This window comes from Luteimonas sp. A611 (genome assembly GCF_054072715.1).
Genome location: NZ_JBSVRP010000001.1, coordinates 263691 through 281210, shown reverse-complemented (window position 1 = coordinate 281210; position 17520 = coordinate 263691). Strand labels below are relative to the sequence as shown.

The following is a 17520-nucleotide window of genomic DNA, read 5'->3' as shown; positions in this document are numbered from 1 at the left end:
AACCGCACCGGGTCCCGCTGGTCCTAGGCGGTCTCGGGTGGCCGGTCGCCGTGCACGCGCCGCGCGGCCTCGGGCAGCCAGGACAGCAGCAGGCAAGCCGCGCCCAGCAGCGCCCATTGCGCGGCGCCTGCGCCCAGCGCCTGGCTGGCCAGCGCCCACCACTGATTGCCGTACCAGGCCGCCGCGCCGATCGAAGCCAGCGCGAGCAGGCCCAGCAGGACGTTGAGCATAAGCCGCTCCAGCCGCGCATCAACCGCGCTCGCCTGATGCGGGCCGGCCGCCGCCAGCCGCGCCACCTCCGCGGCAAAGCCGGGCGGTGGCCGCGACGCCGGCAGGCTGCGCAGGGCGCGCGCCAGCAGGGCATCGGCGCGCCGGCCCGACGGCATCGACAGGGCCTGCTCCTGGGCAAGCCACTCGCGCTCGTCGACAGGTGCCGGATCGGCGGGGCGGGATGGATGCTTGTTCATGCGGCGAAAACTCCCATGGTCGACTCCAGCAGGCCACGCAGTTGCCTGCGGCTGCGGAACAGATGGCTCTTGATCGTGCCTTCGGCGATCCCTGTCACCTGTGAAATCTCGCCGATCGGCATCTCTTCCAGGTGATACAGCGTCAGCAGGGTGCGCTGCAGCGGCGGCAGCTGGCCAATCGCCGCGTGCAGCAGACCCACAACCTCCTCGTCGGCGGTCGCGCCCTCCAGATCGAAGCCGTCGCCGACGCTTTCGACCAGCGACGGGCCGTCATCGCCGGCGGGCGACTCGGCGATCGGGATGCGCTTTTTCTCCAGGTGCCGCCTGGCCACCGAATAGGCGACCTGCGCGATCCACGATTTCAGCGCGCTCTCGCCGCGGTACTGGTGCAGCGCCTGGTGCACCCGCAGGAAGGCCTCCTGGCACAGCTCGCGGGTGTCGTCGGGGTGACGGACCATGCGGTCGATCACGTGCCAGCACAGGCCCTGGTAGTCGCGCACCAGCCGTTCGAACGCGCCGGGCGCGCCGGCGAGCACGGCCGCGGCCAGGGCCCGGTCGGCGGCGAGCGGATCGGTGGTGTGGGGGGAGTCGAGCATCGACAACAGGGATACGCCCGCCGCCCGGACGGTTGCAAGGCCGGAAAGGCGGGGTGCACACGCGGCCTGCAACCGCGGCGGGGCAGCCCGTATCCCTGTTGCCGAGACCACACGTGCGCCACCCAACCACAGGATCCCCGTCATGGAAATCGAAGTCTTCATCCCCATCACCCTGTTCATCTGCATCTACCTGGCGATCAAGGCCGTGGTCGATGCCCGGGCGCGCAAGCAGATGGTCCAGTCCAACGGCTCGGAAGAGATGCTGCGCACAATCATCGACGGCGAGGAAACGCGCCGCCGCCAGGCCTCCCTGCGCTGGGGCGTGATCCTGGTCGCACTGGCGGTCGGGTTCGGCCTGCTCGAGGCCTTCTCCTGGGAAGACGCCTCGCCCGGCCTGTTCGCGATCCTGCTGGCGGCGACCGGCGCCGGCAACCTGGCGGCCTACTACCTGGCGCGGCGGGCGAAGTAGCCGACGACCACCGCCGGAGCCCCCTGCGGCGGGCACCGGCGGCGATTGCCCCGCCTCCACGCAGGGCGCAGGCCTGGCCCCCGGACAATCCGACCCGCCCTGCGGGTGCCGTTCGCAGCGCATTTCCGCGATACTTCACCGTCCCGCGCAGCGTGAGCGATACCCCGCCCGATGAAGGACTCTTTCAACTACGACCAGCTGATCGCCTCCGGCGAGGGCACGCTCTTTGGCCCCGGCAGCGGCCGCCTGCCGCTGCCGCCGATGCTGATGTTCGACCGCATCACCCATATCGACGACGACGGCGGCGCCCACGGGCTCGGCCGGATCGAGGCCGAACTCGACGTTCGCCCGGACCTGTGGTTCTTCCAGTGCCACTTCAGCGGCGACCCGGTGATGCCCGGCTGCCTCGGCCTGGATGCCATGTGGCAGCTGATCGGCTTCTACCTCACCTGGCAGAAGCTGCCCGGCCGCGGCCGCGCGCTGGGCGCCGGCGAGGTGAAGTTCACGGGTGAAGTGGGGCCGGACGCAAAGCTGGTGCGCTACGAGATCGACATCAAGCGGGTGATCCGCCGCAAGCTGATCCTGGCCATCGCCGACGCGCGCATGTACTGCGACGGCACCGAAATCTACACGGCCAACGACCTGCGCGTGGGCCTGTTCCAGAGGAAAGTCGAGGCATGAGCATGGCGCTGGGCCCACGTCGCGTGGTGATCACCGGGGCGGGCATCGTCTCGTGCCTGGGCAATGACCTGGATACCGTCACCAGCGCGCTGCGCGAGGGGCGATCGGGCATCCGTTTCGACCAGGGGTTCGCCGACAAGGGCCTGCGCAGCCAAGTCTCTGGCATGCCGCAGGTCGACCTGGAGGCGCTGATCGACCGCAAGCTACGCCGCTTCATGGGCGACGCGGCGGCCTACGCCTACCTGGCGCTGCGCGACGCGATCGCGCAGTCCGGGCTGGACGAGGCGCAGGTGTCGCATCCACGCAGCGGCCTGATCATGGGTTCGGGCGGCGGTTCGCCGACCAACCAGATCGAATCGGCCGACACCCTGCGCGAACGCGGCATTCGCCGCGTCGGCCCGTATCAGGTGACCCGCACGATGAGTTCGACCGTCTCGGCCTGCCTGGCCACGGCGTTCGGCATCAAGGGCCTGAACTACTCGATTTCGTCGGCCTGCGCGACCTCGGCGCATTGCATCGGCGTGGCCGCGCAGCAGATCCAGGCCGGCCTGCAGGACGTGGTGTTCGCCGGCGGCGGCGAGGAGTCCAGCTGGGGCATGGCCATGCTGTTCGACGGCATGGGCGCGCTGTCGACCAGGTTCAACGACACCCCGGAGCGCGCATCGCGCGCCTACGACGCCGACCGCGACGGCTTCGTCATCGCCGGCGGCGGCGGTGCGCTGGTACTCGAGAGCCTGGAGCACGCGCAGGCGCGCGGCGCCACGATTCTGGGCGAACTGGTGGGCTTTGGCGCCAGCTCCGACGGCGAGGACATGGTCGCGCCCTCGGGCGAAGGCGCCATCGCCTGCATGCACCTGGCGATCGAAGGCCTGGATGGCGGCATCGACTACGTCAACACGCACGGCACCTCGACCCCGGTCGGCGATGTCGCCGAGCTGCGGGCGATGCGCGCGGTGTTCGGCGACGCCGTGCCACCGTTCTCGTCGACCAAGTCGCTCACCGGCCACTCGCTGGGCGCGACCAGCGTGCACGAGGCGATCTTCTGCCTGCTGATGCTGCAGCAGGGCTTCATCGCCGGCTCGATCAACGTCGACAACGTCGACCCGGAAGCGGCCGACCTGCCGCTGGTACGCGAAAGCCGCGACGCCGAGCTGCGGACGGTGCTGTCCAACAGCTTCGGCTTCGGCGGCACCAACGCCAGCCTGGTGCTGCGCCGCTGGGAAGGCTGAGCGGCCGGGGACGCGATGGCAGCGCCCGGCTGCCGCGTGTCCTGTCATCCCGAGCGCAGCGAGGGATCTGCCTTCATGGCAACGCAGCGCGAGCAGATCCCTCGCTGCGCTCGGGATGACAACCTAGCCCGATCGCGCCCGCTGCCCACGCCTGATCGCGCTGGCGGCTCGCCGCAGCCGCCCGACCGTCACGAGCCGGCGTCCCTCACCACGATCCGCAGGCCGTCGGTCTCCACCACCTGCCCCGCGCGGATCTTGCAGGTCTTGCGCAGTTCCACCGCACCATCGACACGCACCGCGCCGCTGGCGACCATCGCCTTGCCCGCGCCGCCGCTGTCGACCACGCCGCACAGCTTGAGCAACTGATTGAGCTCGACGAATTCGCCTTCGAGTTCGAATGTCTCTTCATCCATCGATCGTTCCCCGGCCTAGCCCTGCAGTTCCCGCAGTGTCGCCGACGGCGGCGCATCGAGCACCCGCCGCGTGGCGAACAGCCCCGCCAACAGGGTGACCAGCACGCCCAGCGCGCCGCCCACCACCGCCAGCATCCAGTTCATGCGCCACGGCAGGTCGAACACCTGCACCGCGATCACGCCCGACAGTATCGATGCCGCGATCGCCGCCACCAGCCCCGACAGCAGCCCGATCGCCGCGAACTCCGAGACCTGCGCCATGCGCAGCTGGCCGCGGCGGCCGCCCAGCGCGCGCATCACGCCGCCTTCGAGCAAGCGCTCGTCCTGGCTGGCGCTCACCGCCGCCAGCAGCACCAGCACGCCGGCCAGCAGCGAGAACCAGAACACCACCTGCACCACCGTCGAGACCTGGTCGGCGGTCGAGCGCACCTGCGCCAGCACCGCATCGACGTCGATCACCGACAGGTTGGGGAATGCCTGCACCAGTTCGGCGGTGAAGCGTGCCTGTTCGGGCGGCACCTGCAGCGCGGTGATGTGGCTGGCCGGATAACCGTCGAGCGCACCGGGCGAGGCGAGCACGAAGAAGTTGGGCTGGAAGCTCTCCCACTCCACGCTGCGCAGGCTGGTGACCGGCGCTTCGAAGCGCTGGCCGGCGATGTCGAAGGCGATGCGGTCGCCGATCTTCCAGCCCAGCCCGTTGGCGAAGTTCTCCTCCACCGACAGCTCGGGCGTTGCCGGCGTGGCCTTCCAGAACGTGCCGGCGGTGACCTTGTTGTCGTCGCGCAGGGCATCGGCCATCGACAGGTTGAACTCGCGCTCGGCGCGCCGCTGCGACTGCCGGTCTTCTTCGGCATCGCCGGTCCGATCGGCGTAGTCGGCGCCGCTCACGGCGCTGCCGTTGTGCTGCACAAGGCGTGCGCGCACCATCGGGAACAGCACCGGTTCGGCCACGCCGCGCGCGGCGACAAACTCGCGCACCGGCCCGATCTGGTCGGACTGCACGTTGATGACGAAGCGGTTGGGCGCGTCCTGCGCCAGCGCCAGCTGCCAGCGGTCGAGCAGGTCGGTGCGCACGAAGGTGAGCAGCAGCAGCGCCATCAAGCCCAGCCCCAGCGCGCTGACCTGCGCGATCGAGGTGCCGGCACGGCGGCTGACGTTGGCCAGCCCGTAGCGCAGCGCGCCGCGCAGCTGCCCGCGCAGGCGCCGCACCACGAGGATCAAGCCCCAGGCCATCAGCGCCAGCACCGCCAGCGTCGCCGCGATGCCGACCAGCATCGCGGTGGCCAGCGTGGCCGATCCGGCCTGCCACCACAGCAGCGCGGCCAGCCCGCCCAGCCCGGCCAGCGCGACGATCCATGCCGAAGGCTCGGCGCCGTCGAGATCGCGGCGCAGCACCCGCAGCGCGGGCACCCGCCGCAGCGCCAGCACCGGCGGCGCACCGAAGGCCAGCAGCACCACCAGGCCCACGCCGTAGCCGTGCAGCGCCGGCCACACGCTGGCTGGCGGGATGTCGACCTTGAGCGCCTGCCCCAGCCAGCCCGCCACCGACCACTGCAGCGCGAACGAGATCGCCACTCCCACGGTGCAGGCGATCAGCCCGAGCAGCAGCAGCTCGCCGACATGAATCCCGACCAGGGTGCGCTGCTGCGCGCCCAGGCAACGCATCACAGCCACGCCCGACAGATGCCGCTCGCTGTGCCGGCGCGCGGCCATCGCGACCGCAACGGCCGCCAGCACCACCGAAACCAGCGCGGCGAGGCCCAGGAAGCGGCCGGCACGATCGAGCGCCGAGCGCACTTCCGGACGCGCATCGGTGATCGTCTCGATGCGCTGGCCGCGGGCCAGGTTGGTGTTTGCCGTGGCGGTGAAGCGCTCCACCGCGGCGGCGTCGCCGGCCACCACCAGCCGGTAGCGGATGCGGCTGCCTTCCTGCACCAGTCCGGTCGAGGCGAGGTCGGCGAGGTTGAGGAAGGCCTTGGGCGCGACGTTGAAGTAGTCGATCGAGGCGTCGGGCTCCTGCATCACCAGCGCGGCCAAACGCAACTCGCGCGTGCCGATGCCGACGCTGTCGCCGATGCGTGCGCCCAGCGTGTCCGCGCCGGCGCGACTGAGCCACAGCGTGCCGGAATCTGGCACCGCGGCGGCATCGCGCTCCGTGCCATCGGCATCGGCGATGCGGAAGCTGCCGCGCAGCGGGAAGCCTTCGCCCAGCGCACGCAGGTCGCCCAGCCGCAGCTGCGCGTCGGCGCCGCTGCCGACGCGGATCATGCTGTCGAGTTCGACCGTCTGCGTGCGCTGCAGGCCGGGCGCATTGGCGGCCTCGTCGATCGCGCCGGTGATCGGCGCATCGCCGCGCACCAGCGCGTCGCCGCCGAGCAGGCGGTTGGCCTCCATCGCCAGCGCGCGCCCGGCGCGGTCGGTGACGAAACCCACCGATGTGACCGCCACCACCGCCAGCACCAGCGCGGCGAACAGGATGCGGATGTCGCCGGCCTTGATGTCGCGGCGCAGCTGGCGCCAGGCGAGCGTGAGGGTCCTCATGCGCCCGCTCAGCCGCGTTCGTCGGCGACGAGCCGACCGCTGTCGAGCCGCAGCGTGCGGTGGCAGCGCGCGGCCAGGTGGTCGTCGTGCGTCACCAGCACCAAGGTGGTGCCGGCGTCGCCATTCATCGCGAACAGCAGCTCGATGATCGCCTGCCCGGTATGCGTGTCGAGGTTGCCGGTGGGCTCGTCGGCGAACAGCAGCGAGGGCTTCGTCACGAACGCGCGCGCCAGTGCCACGCGCTGCTGCTCGCCGCCCGACAGCTGCCTGGGGTAGTGGTCCAGGCGCTCGCCCAGCCCGACCTTGCCCAGCATCGCGCGCGCCGGCGCCTCGGCATCGGCATCGCCGCGCAGCTCCAGCGGCAGCATCACGTTCTCCAGCGCGGTCAGCGAGGGCAGCAGCTGGAAGTTCTGGAACACGAAGCCGACCTTCTCGCCGCGTACCCGCGCGCGCCCATCCTCGTCCAGCGCGGAGATCGCCTCGCCGTCCAGCGAGACGCTGCCGGCCGAAGGCGTGTCCAGCCCGGCCAGCAGCGACAGCAGGGTGCTCTTGCCCGAACCCGAGGCGCCGACGATGGCCACCACTTCGCCGCGCGCGATTTCAAAGGCGACCTCGTCGAGGATGGTCAGCGGGCCGGAAGGCAGCGCCACGCGCTTGCCCAGGTCCTGCACGCGCAGGGCGGGCGCGAGCGCGTGGGCGGCGAGGTCGGCGGCGGCGTGGGGCGCTGGAGCGTCGGCCATGTTCATTCCGGTTTGGTTATCGTGGACCGCAGGCGCGATGCGCACGACGGCCAGGGAGTTTCGATGCAACAGTTCGCGGTACCGGCCAGGCCATCCTTCCCGCGAGCGCGGGGGTTGCCCTTCGACAGCCCGCAGCGCGGGTCGGCCGGCATTCCTGCCAGGTTCCGGGCGATGACGCGGGCGTCCCGGCACGACTCGATGCCGGCTCGCACCAGCACTCCTTATGCGGTCGGACGTCGTTCGATGCAATGGGCCATCGGTTTACTGCTGCTGCTCGCGCTGCTGCCGGCGTTCGCGCAGCCGAAGGCGCCGGACAGCGCACAACAGCCGCGCACGGTGCTGGTGATGGGCGATTCGCTCTCGGCCGGCTACGGCATGGCCGCGCACGAAGGCTGGGTGTCACTGCTGGGCGAGCGGCTGGCGCGCGAGCGGCCCGGCTGGCGCGTGGTGAACGCCAGCATCAGCGGTGAGACCACGGCCGGCGGCTCGTCGCGCATCGTCGGCGAAGTGCTGCGCCACCAGCCGGACGTGGTCGTCATCGCGCTGGGCGCAAACGACGGCCTGCGCGGCCTGCCGCTGCGCGAGGCACGGCGCAACCTGGCGCGCATGATCGGCGCCTCGCAGCACGTCGGGGCCAGGGTACTGCTGGTCGGCATGCGCATGCCGCCGAACCTCGGCGCGGACTACACGCGCGGCTTCGAGCGCAACTACCGCGAACTGGCCGACCTGTTCGATACCGCCCTGCTGCCATTCCTGCTCGACCCGATCGCGCTCGACCGCAGCGCCTACCAGGACGACAACCTGCATCCCACCGTCGAAGCGCAGCACAAGCTGCTCGAACACGTGTGGCCGGCACTGGAACCACTGCTGCGCTGAGGACCAGGTGCGCCACCTTGCCTGACGCCACTCCCGCCGCCCCCTGTAGGAGCGGCTTCAGCCGCGATCAACAAACCACCTACCGGCGACCTACCGCGCAAGCGCCGCGTCCACCACCGGGCTCCCTTCCGCCACCTGCCCCGCAACCGGCGCAAGCCCCCAGGGCTGCTCCTCCAGCTGCGTCCGCCCCGCCTCCAGCCAGTCCTGCGCCTGCTTCGTATCCAGCAGCGCCGCGGATGCCGCGGAGATACGCGCCCCATCGCCCGACTGCACTGCGTCCATGAACCGGTCCAGCGCGCGCCCCGACTCGCCCATGTACAGCAAGGGCCGATCGGCCTGTGCGGGCGCGAGCTGCCGGTCGTCGGCGGAGCGCTCGCGTTCCTGCGCACGCAGCAGCGCCCGCGCGGCCTCCTCCTGGCGCGCGATCTCGCCGTCCAGGCTCGGGATCACCGCGCTGGCCATGCCGTGGCGCTGCAGCGATTCGTGCATCGCCGGCCCTGCCTGCCTGGCGAGTTCCACCGTGCCCTGCACGCTGTACGCGGTCCACGGCGTGCCCGGTTGATACGACACTGCCGCGCCAACCAGCAGCCCCGTCGTTCCGCCCACCGTGGCGCCTGCAAGCGGTGCACGCGACGTGACGCCCGCTACGCGGTCGCCCACTCCGTCGAGCGTCGCGTCCACTCCCGTGGCGGCCGCGCCCACTCGCTCGCGTGCGCGCTCACCGACGCGCGCGATGTCGTCATGCAGGGCCGCGCCGATGGACCCTGCCCCGAGCCGGATCGCGCCAGCGGAGCCGCGTCCCTGCTGCAGCGCCTGCGCCGCCTCCGCGCGGGACTGCGCCAGCAGTTCGCGGCCCTGTGCTTCCTGCTGCTCGGCCCGGGTTTCCAGATCACGCTGCAACTGGGGCGACACTAGGCCGGCCACGGCGCCCAGCACGCGCGAACCCGATGCCGTCGCGCCGGCGTACTGCTCCTGCAGCCAGCCGTGCGCGCGATGCGCACCGGCTTCGGTGGCCGCGGCAGTCTCGCGCCAGCGTGCGGCCACTTCGCCCATCGCACGCGTGCCGTGCTCCACCGTCACGCCGGCCAGCCCGTAGCCCTGCGCGGCAAAGGTTCCGGCATGGCCCAGCGCCGACGCCGTGCCGTCTCCGGCCAGGTCCAGGCCGGTGTTGGCGATGCGGCCACCAAACGCTGCCACCTGGCCAGCGGTGCTTCCGGCGTCGGCGCCGCGCGCCGCGCTCGCCACCACGTTCAGCAGCGGACCCGCGAGGCGATGCAGTTCGCCCACCGATGCCGCGTAGTCGCGCGGGACGGGACCGGCCTCACCGGCCTGCATCGCGACCAGCGGCGGCTTGCGCACGCCGGCCGCCTGCGGCAGGTCGCGCAGCAGTGCGGCGCCGTCGCCTTTCTCGAGCCGGTCGAGGAAGCTCTGGATCGCCGGATGCGAGGATTCCGGGATCCCGGCCATCAGCTGCGTGTTCAGCATCTGCCTCGCTTCGGGCACCTTGCGCATCACCGCAGCCGTGTCAGAGAGCAGCCCCGCCAACCGGTGGCGCTCCAGCACGCCGAGGTTGGCGAGGTCTCCCTGGATGCCATCGTTGAGCAGGTCGCCCTGGACCTGCCAGGCGGTGACGGTCTGGTTGGTGTCGTAGACGAGCATGCCATTGTTCTGGCTTGCGAAACGGACAACCGTTTCCCGGTGCAAGCCAGCGGCGTTGAACGTCACCGCGCGCATGCCGGTTACGGCGGAAGCGGCGGACGCAGTACCGCCCGCGAGGCTATGACCCGTGATGTCGAAGTCCAGACCCTGCTGTTTCAGAAACATCGCGAGATCCATGCCACGATCGTAATACTCGGTCGCCATGCCGATGGATTGCGGGAAATTATTGCCGAGGAAGTCTTCCGCAGTTGTATCCCGACGCGAGCCATCCGACGCGATGACCTCGCCAGCCGAGCCTTTGAACGCAAGGGTGGGCTTGTATCCCTGAACAAGCACGTCGGGATCTGGAATGTAGATCTCGGCACGGAAACCGGACCGGTCAGGCTTCAGCAGGTCACGCAGCTCGTCGTCGGTGAGCTCGCTTCCAGAGAGAAGCGCCCGGACAAGTTCCGGCCTCTCACTGGCGCGTGCCCAGCCACGTGGGGGTACGCCCTGTCCTAGAGCTGCGCTGTACGCATCTTCCGACAACCCCGCCATTTCACGGGCGTGGTACAGAGCTTCGAGTTCCTTGGCTTGCTGCTCCCGCGGATCGCCATCTTCCCTGAGCTGCTGCATCAGAAACCGTTGCGCGTCGTGGCGGTTCATCGTGTGACATTCCTTGTCAGCTAGTCACTTCAAAGCAGGGTGATCTTCTCTTCCTCGTGCGGAAATCCAAGACGCTGCCGCATAAGCCGGTAATGCTCCGGCATCGGGGGGCGAGCGTGCCCACGAGAAAGCAGCCAACGTTGGCATTCACGCTGCCATGTCGGGTCATCCGGATTTCCGGGATGCCAGAAGACCGCCTCGATGGAATGCGAATCCGGTGCACTGACCGGATCGTTCCGCACGTAGTCCAGCGTCGGGTCTGCGCCTCGTTCCAGCAACCAATGCACCATCTGAAAGCCACCTCTGGATGCATACAGGTTGAGTATGGTGCGACCGACCGAAACGTTCGCATTCACATCCGCCCCCCGCTCCACCAGCAGCTGCACGTTGCGCCACTGGTTCTGGTGGATGTAGGCGTGGAACAGCAGCGCCTCGTCGTTGGTGTTGCGGGTGTTGGGGTCGCCGCCGTGGTCGAGCAGGATCTCGAGGTAAACGGGGTCATTGTGCTGGGCGGCCCAGACCATGGCGTTCGGGTAGTAGCGTTCGCCGCGATCGCTGGGGAAGGGCCTTTTCACGTTCGGATCCGCGCCGGCTTCGAGCATCGCGCGCAAACCTTCCGGACTGCCGGTGATGATCGGCCAGGCCAGCAGCGGGATGCGCCCCTTGGGGCTGCTGAAAATGGTGTCGGGATCAACCCTGTCGTCGCGCATCAGCCGACTGATCCGGGCCGCATCCCCGTGCTCGGCGGCGATTGCCAGCGCCTGCGCCTTCGGATCGGGAAAGGCTTCTTCCAGTGCGGCCTGCTGTTGCGACTGGCGCGCGGCGGCCAACAGGTCGGGATTGCAGGCCGACAGCAGCAGACAGGCCAATACCAGCCAGTAAAGCGGCAGGTGGATGCCGGGGCGCGGCAGACCTGCGGTCGGCCCGATGGGGGCACGGATTTCCATCCCTGGGACTCCTTCCATGGCGTCGTATACCGTCGGGTGACGGTTGCAGATTAGCCCAATCGACCGCGGCGGGCCACGCGGCGTGGGCCGGCTTCAGTCCGCGGACTTTCCGGTCAGCAATGGATAGGGATTGAGCGGTGCGCCAGTCCACCACTGCCGCTCGGGCGTGAGCGCGAACACGGCGAAGTGCAGATGCGGCGCGGCCGGGTCGGCGTTGCCGGTGCTGCCGACGTAGCCGATCACCTGGCCGCGCTTCAGCGGCGCGCCCTCGGCCAGGCCGGGGGCGTAGGCCTGCAGGTGGGCGTAGTAGTAGCACCAGCGGCCGGAGGGTTCGAACTGGTAGATGGTCAGACCACCGCGATCGCTGTCGAACAGCTTTTCGACGTGGCCGTCCGCCACCGCCAGCACCGGCGTGCCGGCCGGGGCCATGATGTCCAGCGCCTCGTGGCTGCGCTCGCTGCCGCGGGCGTCGCCGAAGGTGTCGTACAGATCGTCCGCCTGCATGCCCTGCACGGGCACGAGCAGGCCGGCCGGGTCGGTTGCAGGGGCAATTGGAACGGGTAGCGCTGCGGGTTCACTGGTTCCGGCAAGCGGAGGCGGCAGCGCGGCATGGTGTGCCGCGGGTGGCGCGTCTGCCGACTCCGCTGTCGGGGCCGGATCCGCCGTCGGGGCCGGATCCGCCGTCGTCGCCACCGGCGTCGCGCTGCGCTGCCACGACGCTCCGCCATCGCCGCGCAGCAGCCACCAGCCGACATTCGCCAGCAGCAACAGCAGCACACCGACCGTCAGCCAGCGCACGGATTGCGCCTCACTCTTCCAGCAGCACGCGCGTGCCGGCCTTGACCGCGCCCGCGAGCGTGCGCGCGGCCCAGTTGGTCAGGCGGATGCAGCCGTGCGACTGGGTCTTGCCGACCTGGGCCGGCTCGGGCGTGCCGTGGATGCCGTAGTGCGGTTTGGACAAGTCGATCCAGACGCTGCCAACGGGGTTGTTCGGCCCCGCAGCCAGGGTCGCCTTGGCGTGCGAGGGGTCGGCATCCCAGAACAGCTCGGGGTTGTAGTGGAAGGTCGGATCTTCGGCGACGGACTTGACGGTCCATTCGCCGATCGGCAGCGGATCGTGTTCGCTGCCGGTGGAGGCGGGGAACTGCGCATAGACCTTGCCGGCATCGTCCTGCAGGCGCAGCACCGAGTCGGACTTGTCGACCACCACGGTTGCGGCCGGCGCCAGCGGCGCCAGGTCGGCGAGGTTGGGCACGACCAGCCCGGTCCCGGCCTTCAGCGGCTTGCCGGGATTGAGCTGCGCGATCAGCTGCGGGGCAGCGTGGAACTTCTCGCCCAGCGCCTCCTCCACCGAGGTGTAGCCCAGTGCGTCAAGATCGGCCTTCTCCATCGTGTCTTCGGGAATCTTCGGGAACGGACCGGCCACGTCCTCGGCCGTAAGCGTGTAGGTGACCAGCGCGGGTGCCGCATCCGCGGCCAGCGCCTGCCAGGTCGCCTCGTCCAGTTCGCCGCTGGGTTCGAGATCCTTGGCGCGCTGGAAGGCCGCAATCGCGCGGCTGGTGTTGGTGCCGGCGCCACCGTCGATCTCGCCGGGAGAAAAGCGCGCGCGCTCCAGCAGCACCTGCGCGCGCAGCAGCGCGGCCTGGCCGGCGCCGGTGGCGGCGTTGACCGCCTCGGGGGTATGGCCGGCAGCGGCATCGTCGGCGGCATGGGCGCAGGTGGCGGCCAGGCACAGCGCCAGGGCGACGAAGGGTGAAAGCAGTGGGCTCATGCGGAGAGGTCCAGGCAGCGGAAGTCGGGCCGCATCATTGCGTGGCCGCCTGACTGCGTGACGTGAACGCATGCGCGGCCGCCCGGGGTCGCGCACGGTTAAGCCCGGCGAGCGCAGACTCGTAGCGTTCAAACCGGAGCCTAGCCATGAGTCGTTTCGCACGCCTGCTCTTGCTGGTCGTCGTCCTGCTGGCGACCGCCACCGTCACCGCCAAATCCCGCAACGTCACCGACCCCGAGGCCCCGCGCAGCCTGCCGGCCGAAGGCCCGGTACAGGTGCAATGGACCGACCCGTCCAACTTCACCGACCTCAAGTTCAGCGGCAACCGCTGGCGCGCCGCCCAAGGCAGCTGGGTCGAACAGCTGGCCGAACACATGCGCGACTCCGCCGAAAAGCGCCTGCCCGAAGGCGAGCGGCTGGAGGTGACGATCACCGACCTCAATCGCGCCGGCCGCTATGAGCCCTGGCGCGGCATGAACATGCAGGACGTGCGCTTCGTGCGCGACCACTATCCGCCGTCGATGGCGCTGCAATTCAAGCACTACGGAGCCGACGGGCAGCTGATCGCCGAGGGCAGCCGCGAGATGCGCGATACCGGCTTCCTGATGGGCGGCGGCAACGCGGCCAGTCACGACAACCTGTACTACGAGAAGCGCATGATCGACGGCTGGGTGCGCGACGAACTGCGCAGGTCCGAGGTCGCGATCCACTGAGCGGGCCACACGCCGCGCGTGGGGCATCGACACTGCACCGGTGGCGACACGCCGTATGGCGCGAAGATGCGCTGTCGACACGCCCAGGAGCCGCCGCCGGATGACCGTCTACGTCGACGACGCGGTGACCCTGTGGCGCGGCAGGCGCTGGGCGCACCTGATGGCCGACACGCTCGACGAGCTGCACGCCTTCGCCGCACGCCTGGGCATGCCGCGCCACGCTTTCCAAAACAGGACCAGCGGCGCCCACTACGACGTCACCGCTGAACTGCGCGAGCTGGCAATCGCGCTGGGGGCGCAACCGATCTCGCGGCACCACGACCGCGCCCTGGTACGGGCGGTGATCGCACGCGCCAGGGCGCAAGGCCGGGGCGAGGCGCCGTGACCGGTCCGCTACAATCGCTGGCCACACCCGATCAGCCGCACCTCGCCATGTCCGAAACGCCTCCCGACCGCCTCTGCAACGATCCGCGCAGCCCGCACTACGACGAAGCCTCGCTTGGCCGCGGCATCGGCATCCGCTTCAAGGGCGTGGAGCGGCGCGACGTGGAGGAGTACTGCATCAGCGAAGGCTGGATCCGCGTCGCCGCCGGCAAGGCCCTGGACCGCCGCGGCCAGCCGCTGACGATCAAGCTCAAGGGCGAAGTCGAAGCCTGGTACCAGTTGCCGCAAGCCGAATAACCCACGCCGTCCCACCCTGCATGCCCGCATCGCTCGCGCATGTCGTTTCGCGCACTGTGGGCGTGAGCGCAGGCTAACGATCGCGCGCGCGGCCGCGACGGCAAGCTGGCAAACTCCAGAACCCCAGACTCGCAAGGAGTCCGCCCGTGTCCGGATTCGACCTGACCCCGCCCGACCCCGCGCAGCGCGCCACGCTGGAAGCCGGCCTGGACGAGTCCGAACGCCGCGTGCTGCTGTCGCATGGCACCGAGGCGCCGTTCTGCGGCGTGTTCCTGGACAACAAGCGCGAAGGGGTCTACGCCTGCCGCCTGTGCGGGCTGCCGCTGTTCCGCTCCGGCGCCAAGTTCGATTCGGGCACGGGCTGGCCGAGCTTCTTCGCGCCCTATGCACCGGCGCACATCCGCTACGTGCGCGACGCCAGCCACGGCATGGTCCGCGTCGAAGAGGTCTGCGCGCGCTGCGGCATCCATCTTGGCCACGTGTTTCCCGACGGCCCGCCGCCCACGCACGAGCGCCACTGCATCAATTCGGCGTCGCTGGGCTTCGTGGACGAAAGCACGCCGCTACCCGACCCGCTGCGCCGCGGCGACAACGAGGCGGCCCCCGCCGCCTGACATCCACGCACCGGAGGATCCGATGCAGTACCTGCTGCTGGTCTACGTCGATGAAACTTTGCTCGAGGCGCTGCCCGAGGGCGAGTTCGACCGGCGCATGCGCCACTGCCTGGAGCGCGCCGACGCGCTGCAGGACGAAGGCACGCTGCTTGGTTTCCAGCAGCTCGAACCCGCACGCACCGCGAAGTCGGTGCGTCGTCGCGGCGGCAAGGTGAGTGTGGTCGACGGCCCCTTCGCCGAAACCAAGGAGCTGCTGGCCGGCTTCAACCTGGTCGAGGCCAACAGCCTGGAGGACGCGATCCGCATGGCCGAGGAACTGCCCTGGGCGCAGACCGGCTGCATCGAGGTGCGCCCGGTGCGCGACGTCGCCGCGGTCAGGCAGCGGGTCGGGGCCGCATCGCGCCCGGCCGCCGCCTGAGCGGCGGCGCAGGCGAGCCATCCGGGCAGCGCAAACAGCGAGCAGCGGCGCACGCCTGCCCGCACCAGGCGTACGGCCGAGCTTCACTCGCCGGTCGCGCCCCCCAGATGTTGCGCGAGGAAGCCCAGTAGCTGCGCGTAGTAGCGCCGCCGGTGTTCCTCCTTGCGGAAACCGTGGCCCTCGCTGTCGATATAAAGCGTCTGCACCGGCACGCCTGCCGCCTCCAGCGCGCGCTGCATGCGGCGGCTGTGCGAAATCGGTGCGATGTGGTCGGCCCCGCCAGCAGCGAGAAACACGGGCACCTTGATCCGCTCGGCCAGGTTCACCGGCGAGCGTGCCGCCAGCGTACTGCGCTCGCCCATCCAGTCATTGGCCCAGTGCCGCATCCACGTCGCCGAGCGCGCGCGGTCGGCGTGCAGCGCCGGCAGGTCGTAGACACCGACATAGCCCGCGGCGCAGCGATAAAGATCCGGCTCCTTCGCCACGCCCATCAGCGCCGCGTAGCCGCCATAGCTGGCGCCGACGATGCAGATGCGCGCCGGATCAGCGATGCCCTGGTCGATCGCCCAGCGGGTGGCATCGGTGAGGTCGTCCTGCATCGTGCCACCCCACTCCTGCGCGCCCTGCAACAAATAGCTGCGGCCGTAGTTGCCCGAGCCGCGATAGTTCAGGCGCAATACCGCATAGCCCGCTGCAGCAAGCAAATGGGTGTCGAGGTCGAAGTCCCAGGCATCGTGGATGCCGAAGGGGCCGCCGTGCGGCAGCACCACCATCGGCAGCGGCGCCTCCGTCGCTCCCTGCGGGCGGGTGAGGTACCCGTGCAGTGCCAAGCCATCGCGCGCCTTCAGTTCGATCTTGCGTGCGGCCGCCATCTTCTCCGGCGCGAACCAGGCCAGGCGCGCGAACACGCCGTCGGCGGTCCTGGCCTGCGTGTCGAACAGCAGGTACTGGCCGGCGTCGCGGTCGCTCCAGATGCGCACAAGCGCCAGCCAGCCGTCCGCGGTGGTCGAGGTGATCTGCAGCCCGGAGCCCGGGAAGGCGCGTTCCAGCATCCGGTAACGCCGTGCCATCGCCGAGTCCTCGTCGAAGAAGCGCAGGCGGATGCCGTCGTCCATGTAGCGCGCGCCAACCGGCGTGCGCCCGTCGACGTCGTAGAGGATCGCGTCGGGATCGACCACTGGATCGTGCAGCAGCGGCGTGCGCGCAAGGGTGCGCATGTCCCAGGCCTCGATCACGTCAGGCCCGTCGCCTTTGGTGACCTGCACGTACGCGGTGACGCCGTCTGCAGCCATCCCCAGCGGCGTGGCGATGAAGCCGCTCAGCTCCGAATCGTTGACCAGCCGCCACGGCGCGTCAGCGCTTTCGCGGTAGTACAGCTCGCGGTAGTTCTGATCGTCCAGACCATCGGCGAAGCGCACTGCGCCCGACGGGTCGAGCGTGAAATCGGCACGGCGCACCGGTGCCGAGGCCACGAGCGTGCGCCGGCCCGAGCCGAGGTTGAGGCGCTCGATCTGGGTCCTGGGCGTGGTGCCCGGTAGCCAGGTGGCGACCAGCACCGCGCCCGGCTCGTCGGACATCGGGTCGATGACCGTGGCCACTTCCTGTGGCTCGCCAGGGCCGATCTGCTGGACGAAGCCCACCACCGGCGCACGACCGACCAGCCGCCTGACCCGCTTGCCGTCGAGTTCCAGCGCATGCAGTTCGCCAGTGGCGTACAGCGGATCCTTGCTGCCGAAACTCTGCGCCATGGAAATGACGATGCGCTCGTCGTCGGCCCACCAGAAGTCCCAGACCGCCGAGTCGGGCACGCCCATGCCGCCGCTCACGACCTTCTGGCTTGCGCGGTCCACCACCACCAGCACCGTCCGGTCCTCCAGCGGCACGGTGGCGGCCAGGTGCCTGCCATCCGGCGAAATCTTGATCGTCTCGTAGCGGTCGCGCTTGACGTAGGGCGTGAGGTCGATCTGCGCGCGCGCCGGCCACCACGCCAACGCGACCAGAGTGGTGGCGGCCAGCCGCCATGCGAACGCCGTCCCTGCCTGCATGTCCCCGCCCCCGCG

General features: G+C 70.1%; 19 protein-coding genes. 9 read left to right on the top strand and 10 right to left on the bottom strand.

The window, feature by feature from the left end:
- Positions 1-23: 23 nt before the first annotated feature.
- Both ACW5EG_RS01235 and ACW5EG_RS01230 read right to left on the bottom strand, forming a co-directional pair.
- Positions 24-467: a hypothetical protein gene (locus tag ACW5EG_RS01235; RefSeq protein ID WP_457020643.1), complete on the bottom strand. Its 444-nt coding sequence runs from the start codon at positions 465-467 to the stop codon at positions 24-26.
- Entirely contained in the window at positions 464-1063 is a 600-nt protein-coding gene (locus ACW5EG_RS01230; RefSeq protein WP_457020642.1) for an RNA polymerase sigma factor, read from the bottom strand. Before ACW5EG_RS01230 ends, ACW5EG_RS01235 begins: the two co-directional genes overlap by 4 nt.
- Before the next feature lie 142 nt (positions 1064-1205).
- Here ACW5EG_RS01230 and ACW5EG_RS01225 point away from each other — a divergent pair, with 142 nt between their 5' ends.
- From ACW5EG_RS01225 to fabB, 3 genes are all read left to right on the top strand, one after another.
- Positions 1206-1532: a DUF6249 domain-containing protein gene (locus ACW5EG_RS01225; protein WP_457016813.1), complete on the top strand. Its 327-nt coding sequence runs from the start codon at positions 1206-1208 to the stop codon at positions 1530-1532.
- A 171-nt stretch (positions 1533-1703) separates the two neighbouring features.
- A complete protein-coding gene (gene fabA / locus ACW5EG_RS01220) occupies positions 1704-2213 on the top strand; it encodes a 3-hydroxyacyl-[acyl-carrier-protein] dehydratase FabA (RefSeq protein WP_457016811.1) in 510 nt (169 codons plus the stop codon).
- 2 nt (positions 2214-2215) lie between these two features.
- Positions 2216-3442: a beta-ketoacyl-ACP synthase I gene (gene fabB / locus ACW5EG_RS01215; protein ID WP_457021380.1), complete on the top strand. Its 1227-nt coding sequence runs from the start codon at positions 2216-2218 to the stop codon at positions 3440-3442.
- A gap of 188 nt (positions 3443-3630) precedes the next feature.
- Here the strand turns inward: fabB and ACW5EG_RS01210 are convergent, their stop codons facing one another.
- Genes ACW5EG_RS01210 through ACW5EG_RS01200 form a run of 3 tightly spaced genes read right to left on the bottom strand, consistent with a single transcriptional unit; the run spans position 3631 to position 7136 of the window.
- Entirely contained in the window at positions 3631-3855 is a 225-nt protein-coding gene (locus ACW5EG_RS01210; protein WP_457016808.1) for an RNA-binding S4 domain-containing protein, read from the bottom strand.
- A gap of 15 nt (positions 3856-3870) precedes the next feature.
- Positions 3871-6396 (bottom strand): ABC transporter permease, encoded by a 2526-nt coding sequence (locus ACW5EG_RS01205; RefSeq protein ID WP_457020641.1) that lies wholly within the window; start codon positions 6394-6396, stop codon positions 3871-3873.
- Between the two features lie 8 nt (positions 6397-6404).
- Positions 6405-7136 (bottom strand): ABC transporter ATP-binding protein, encoded by a 732-nt coding sequence (locus ACW5EG_RS01200; RefSeq protein WP_457016804.1) that lies wholly within the window; start codon positions 7134-7136, stop codon positions 6405-6407.
- Positions 7137-7379: 243 nt separating this feature from the next.
- On the opposite strand from ACW5EG_RS01200, the gene ACW5EG_RS01195 reads away from it, so the two are divergent.
- The gene (locus ACW5EG_RS01195) at positions 7380-8012 is read left to right on the top strand and encodes an arylesterase (RefSeq protein WP_457016803.1); all 633 of its coding nucleotides are present in this window, start codon (positions 7380-7382) and stop codon (positions 8010-8012) included.
- A gap of 90 nt (positions 8013-8102) precedes the next feature.
- Here ACW5EG_RS01195 and ACW5EG_RS01190 read toward each other — a convergent pair whose 3' ends face one another.
- From ACW5EG_RS01190 to ACW5EG_RS01175, 4 genes are all read right to left on the bottom strand, one after another.
- Positions 8103-10316 carry a hypothetical protein gene (locus tag ACW5EG_RS01190; RefSeq protein ID WP_457020640.1) on the bottom strand — a complete coding sequence of 738 codons (2214 nt, stop codon included), beginning with the start codon at positions 10314-10316 and terminating at the stop codon, positions 8103-8105.
- Positions 10317-10345: 29 nt separating this feature from the next.
- Positions 10346-11263 carry an ankyrin repeat domain-containing protein gene (locus tag ACW5EG_RS01185; RefSeq protein WP_457020639.1) on the bottom strand — a complete coding sequence of 306 codons (918 nt, stop codon included), beginning with the start codon at positions 11261-11263 and terminating at the stop codon, positions 10346-10348.
- Between the two features lie 93 nt (positions 11264-11356).
- Positions 11357-12061 (bottom strand): M23 family metallopeptidase, encoded by a 705-nt coding sequence (locus ACW5EG_RS01180; protein WP_457020638.1) that lies wholly within the window; start codon positions 12059-12061, stop codon positions 11357-11359.
- A 10-nt stretch (positions 12062-12071) separates the two neighbouring features.
- A complete protein-coding gene (locus ACW5EG_RS01175; protein WP_457020637.1) occupies positions 12072-13034 on the bottom strand; it encodes a L,D-transpeptidase family protein in 963 nt (320 codons plus the stop codon).
- 146 nt (positions 13035-13180) lie between these two features.
- On the opposite strand from ACW5EG_RS01175, the gene ACW5EG_RS01170 reads away from it, so the two are divergent.
- The 5 genes from ACW5EG_RS01170 to ACW5EG_RS01150 all read left to right on the top strand — a co-directional run bounded on the left by ACW5EG_RS01170 (position 13181) and on the right by ACW5EG_RS01150 (position 15460).
- Positions 13181-13747: a DUF3016 domain-containing protein gene (locus tag ACW5EG_RS01170; RefSeq protein ID WP_457016793.1), complete on the top strand. Its 567-nt coding sequence runs from the start codon at positions 13181-13183 to the stop codon at positions 13745-13747.
- A 100-nt stretch (positions 13748-13847) separates the two neighbouring features.
- Positions 13848-14132: a DUF4031 domain-containing protein gene (locus ACW5EG_RS01165; RefSeq protein WP_457016791.1), complete on the top strand. Its 285-nt coding sequence runs from the start codon at positions 13848-13850 to the stop codon at positions 14130-14132.
- Between the two features lie 47 nt (positions 14133-14179).
- Positions 14180-14428, top strand: coding sequence for a DUF3297 family protein (locus ACW5EG_RS01160; RefSeq protein WP_457016789.1), 249 nt, complete (start codon positions 14180-14182; stop codon positions 14426-14428).
- 146 nt (positions 14429-14574) lie between these two features.
- A complete protein-coding gene (gene msrB, locus ACW5EG_RS01155; protein WP_457020636.1) occupies positions 14575-15042 on the top strand; it encodes a peptide-methionine (R)-S-oxide reductase MsrB in 468 nt (155 codons plus the stop codon).
- 22 nt (positions 15043-15064) lie between these two features.
- Entirely contained in the window at positions 15065-15460 is a 396-nt protein-coding gene (locus ACW5EG_RS01150; RefSeq protein WP_457020635.1) for a YciI family protein, read from the top strand.
- Positions 15461-15543: 83 nt separating this feature from the next.
- On the opposite strand, the gene ACW5EG_RS01145 is transcribed toward ACW5EG_RS01150, so the two are convergent.
- On the bottom strand, positions 15544-17505 hold the full coding sequence (locus tag ACW5EG_RS01145) for an alpha/beta hydrolase family protein (RefSeq protein ID WP_457020634.1): 1962 nt from the start codon (positions 17503-17505) through the stop codon (positions 15544-15546).
- Positions 17506-17520: the final 15 nt, after the last annotated feature.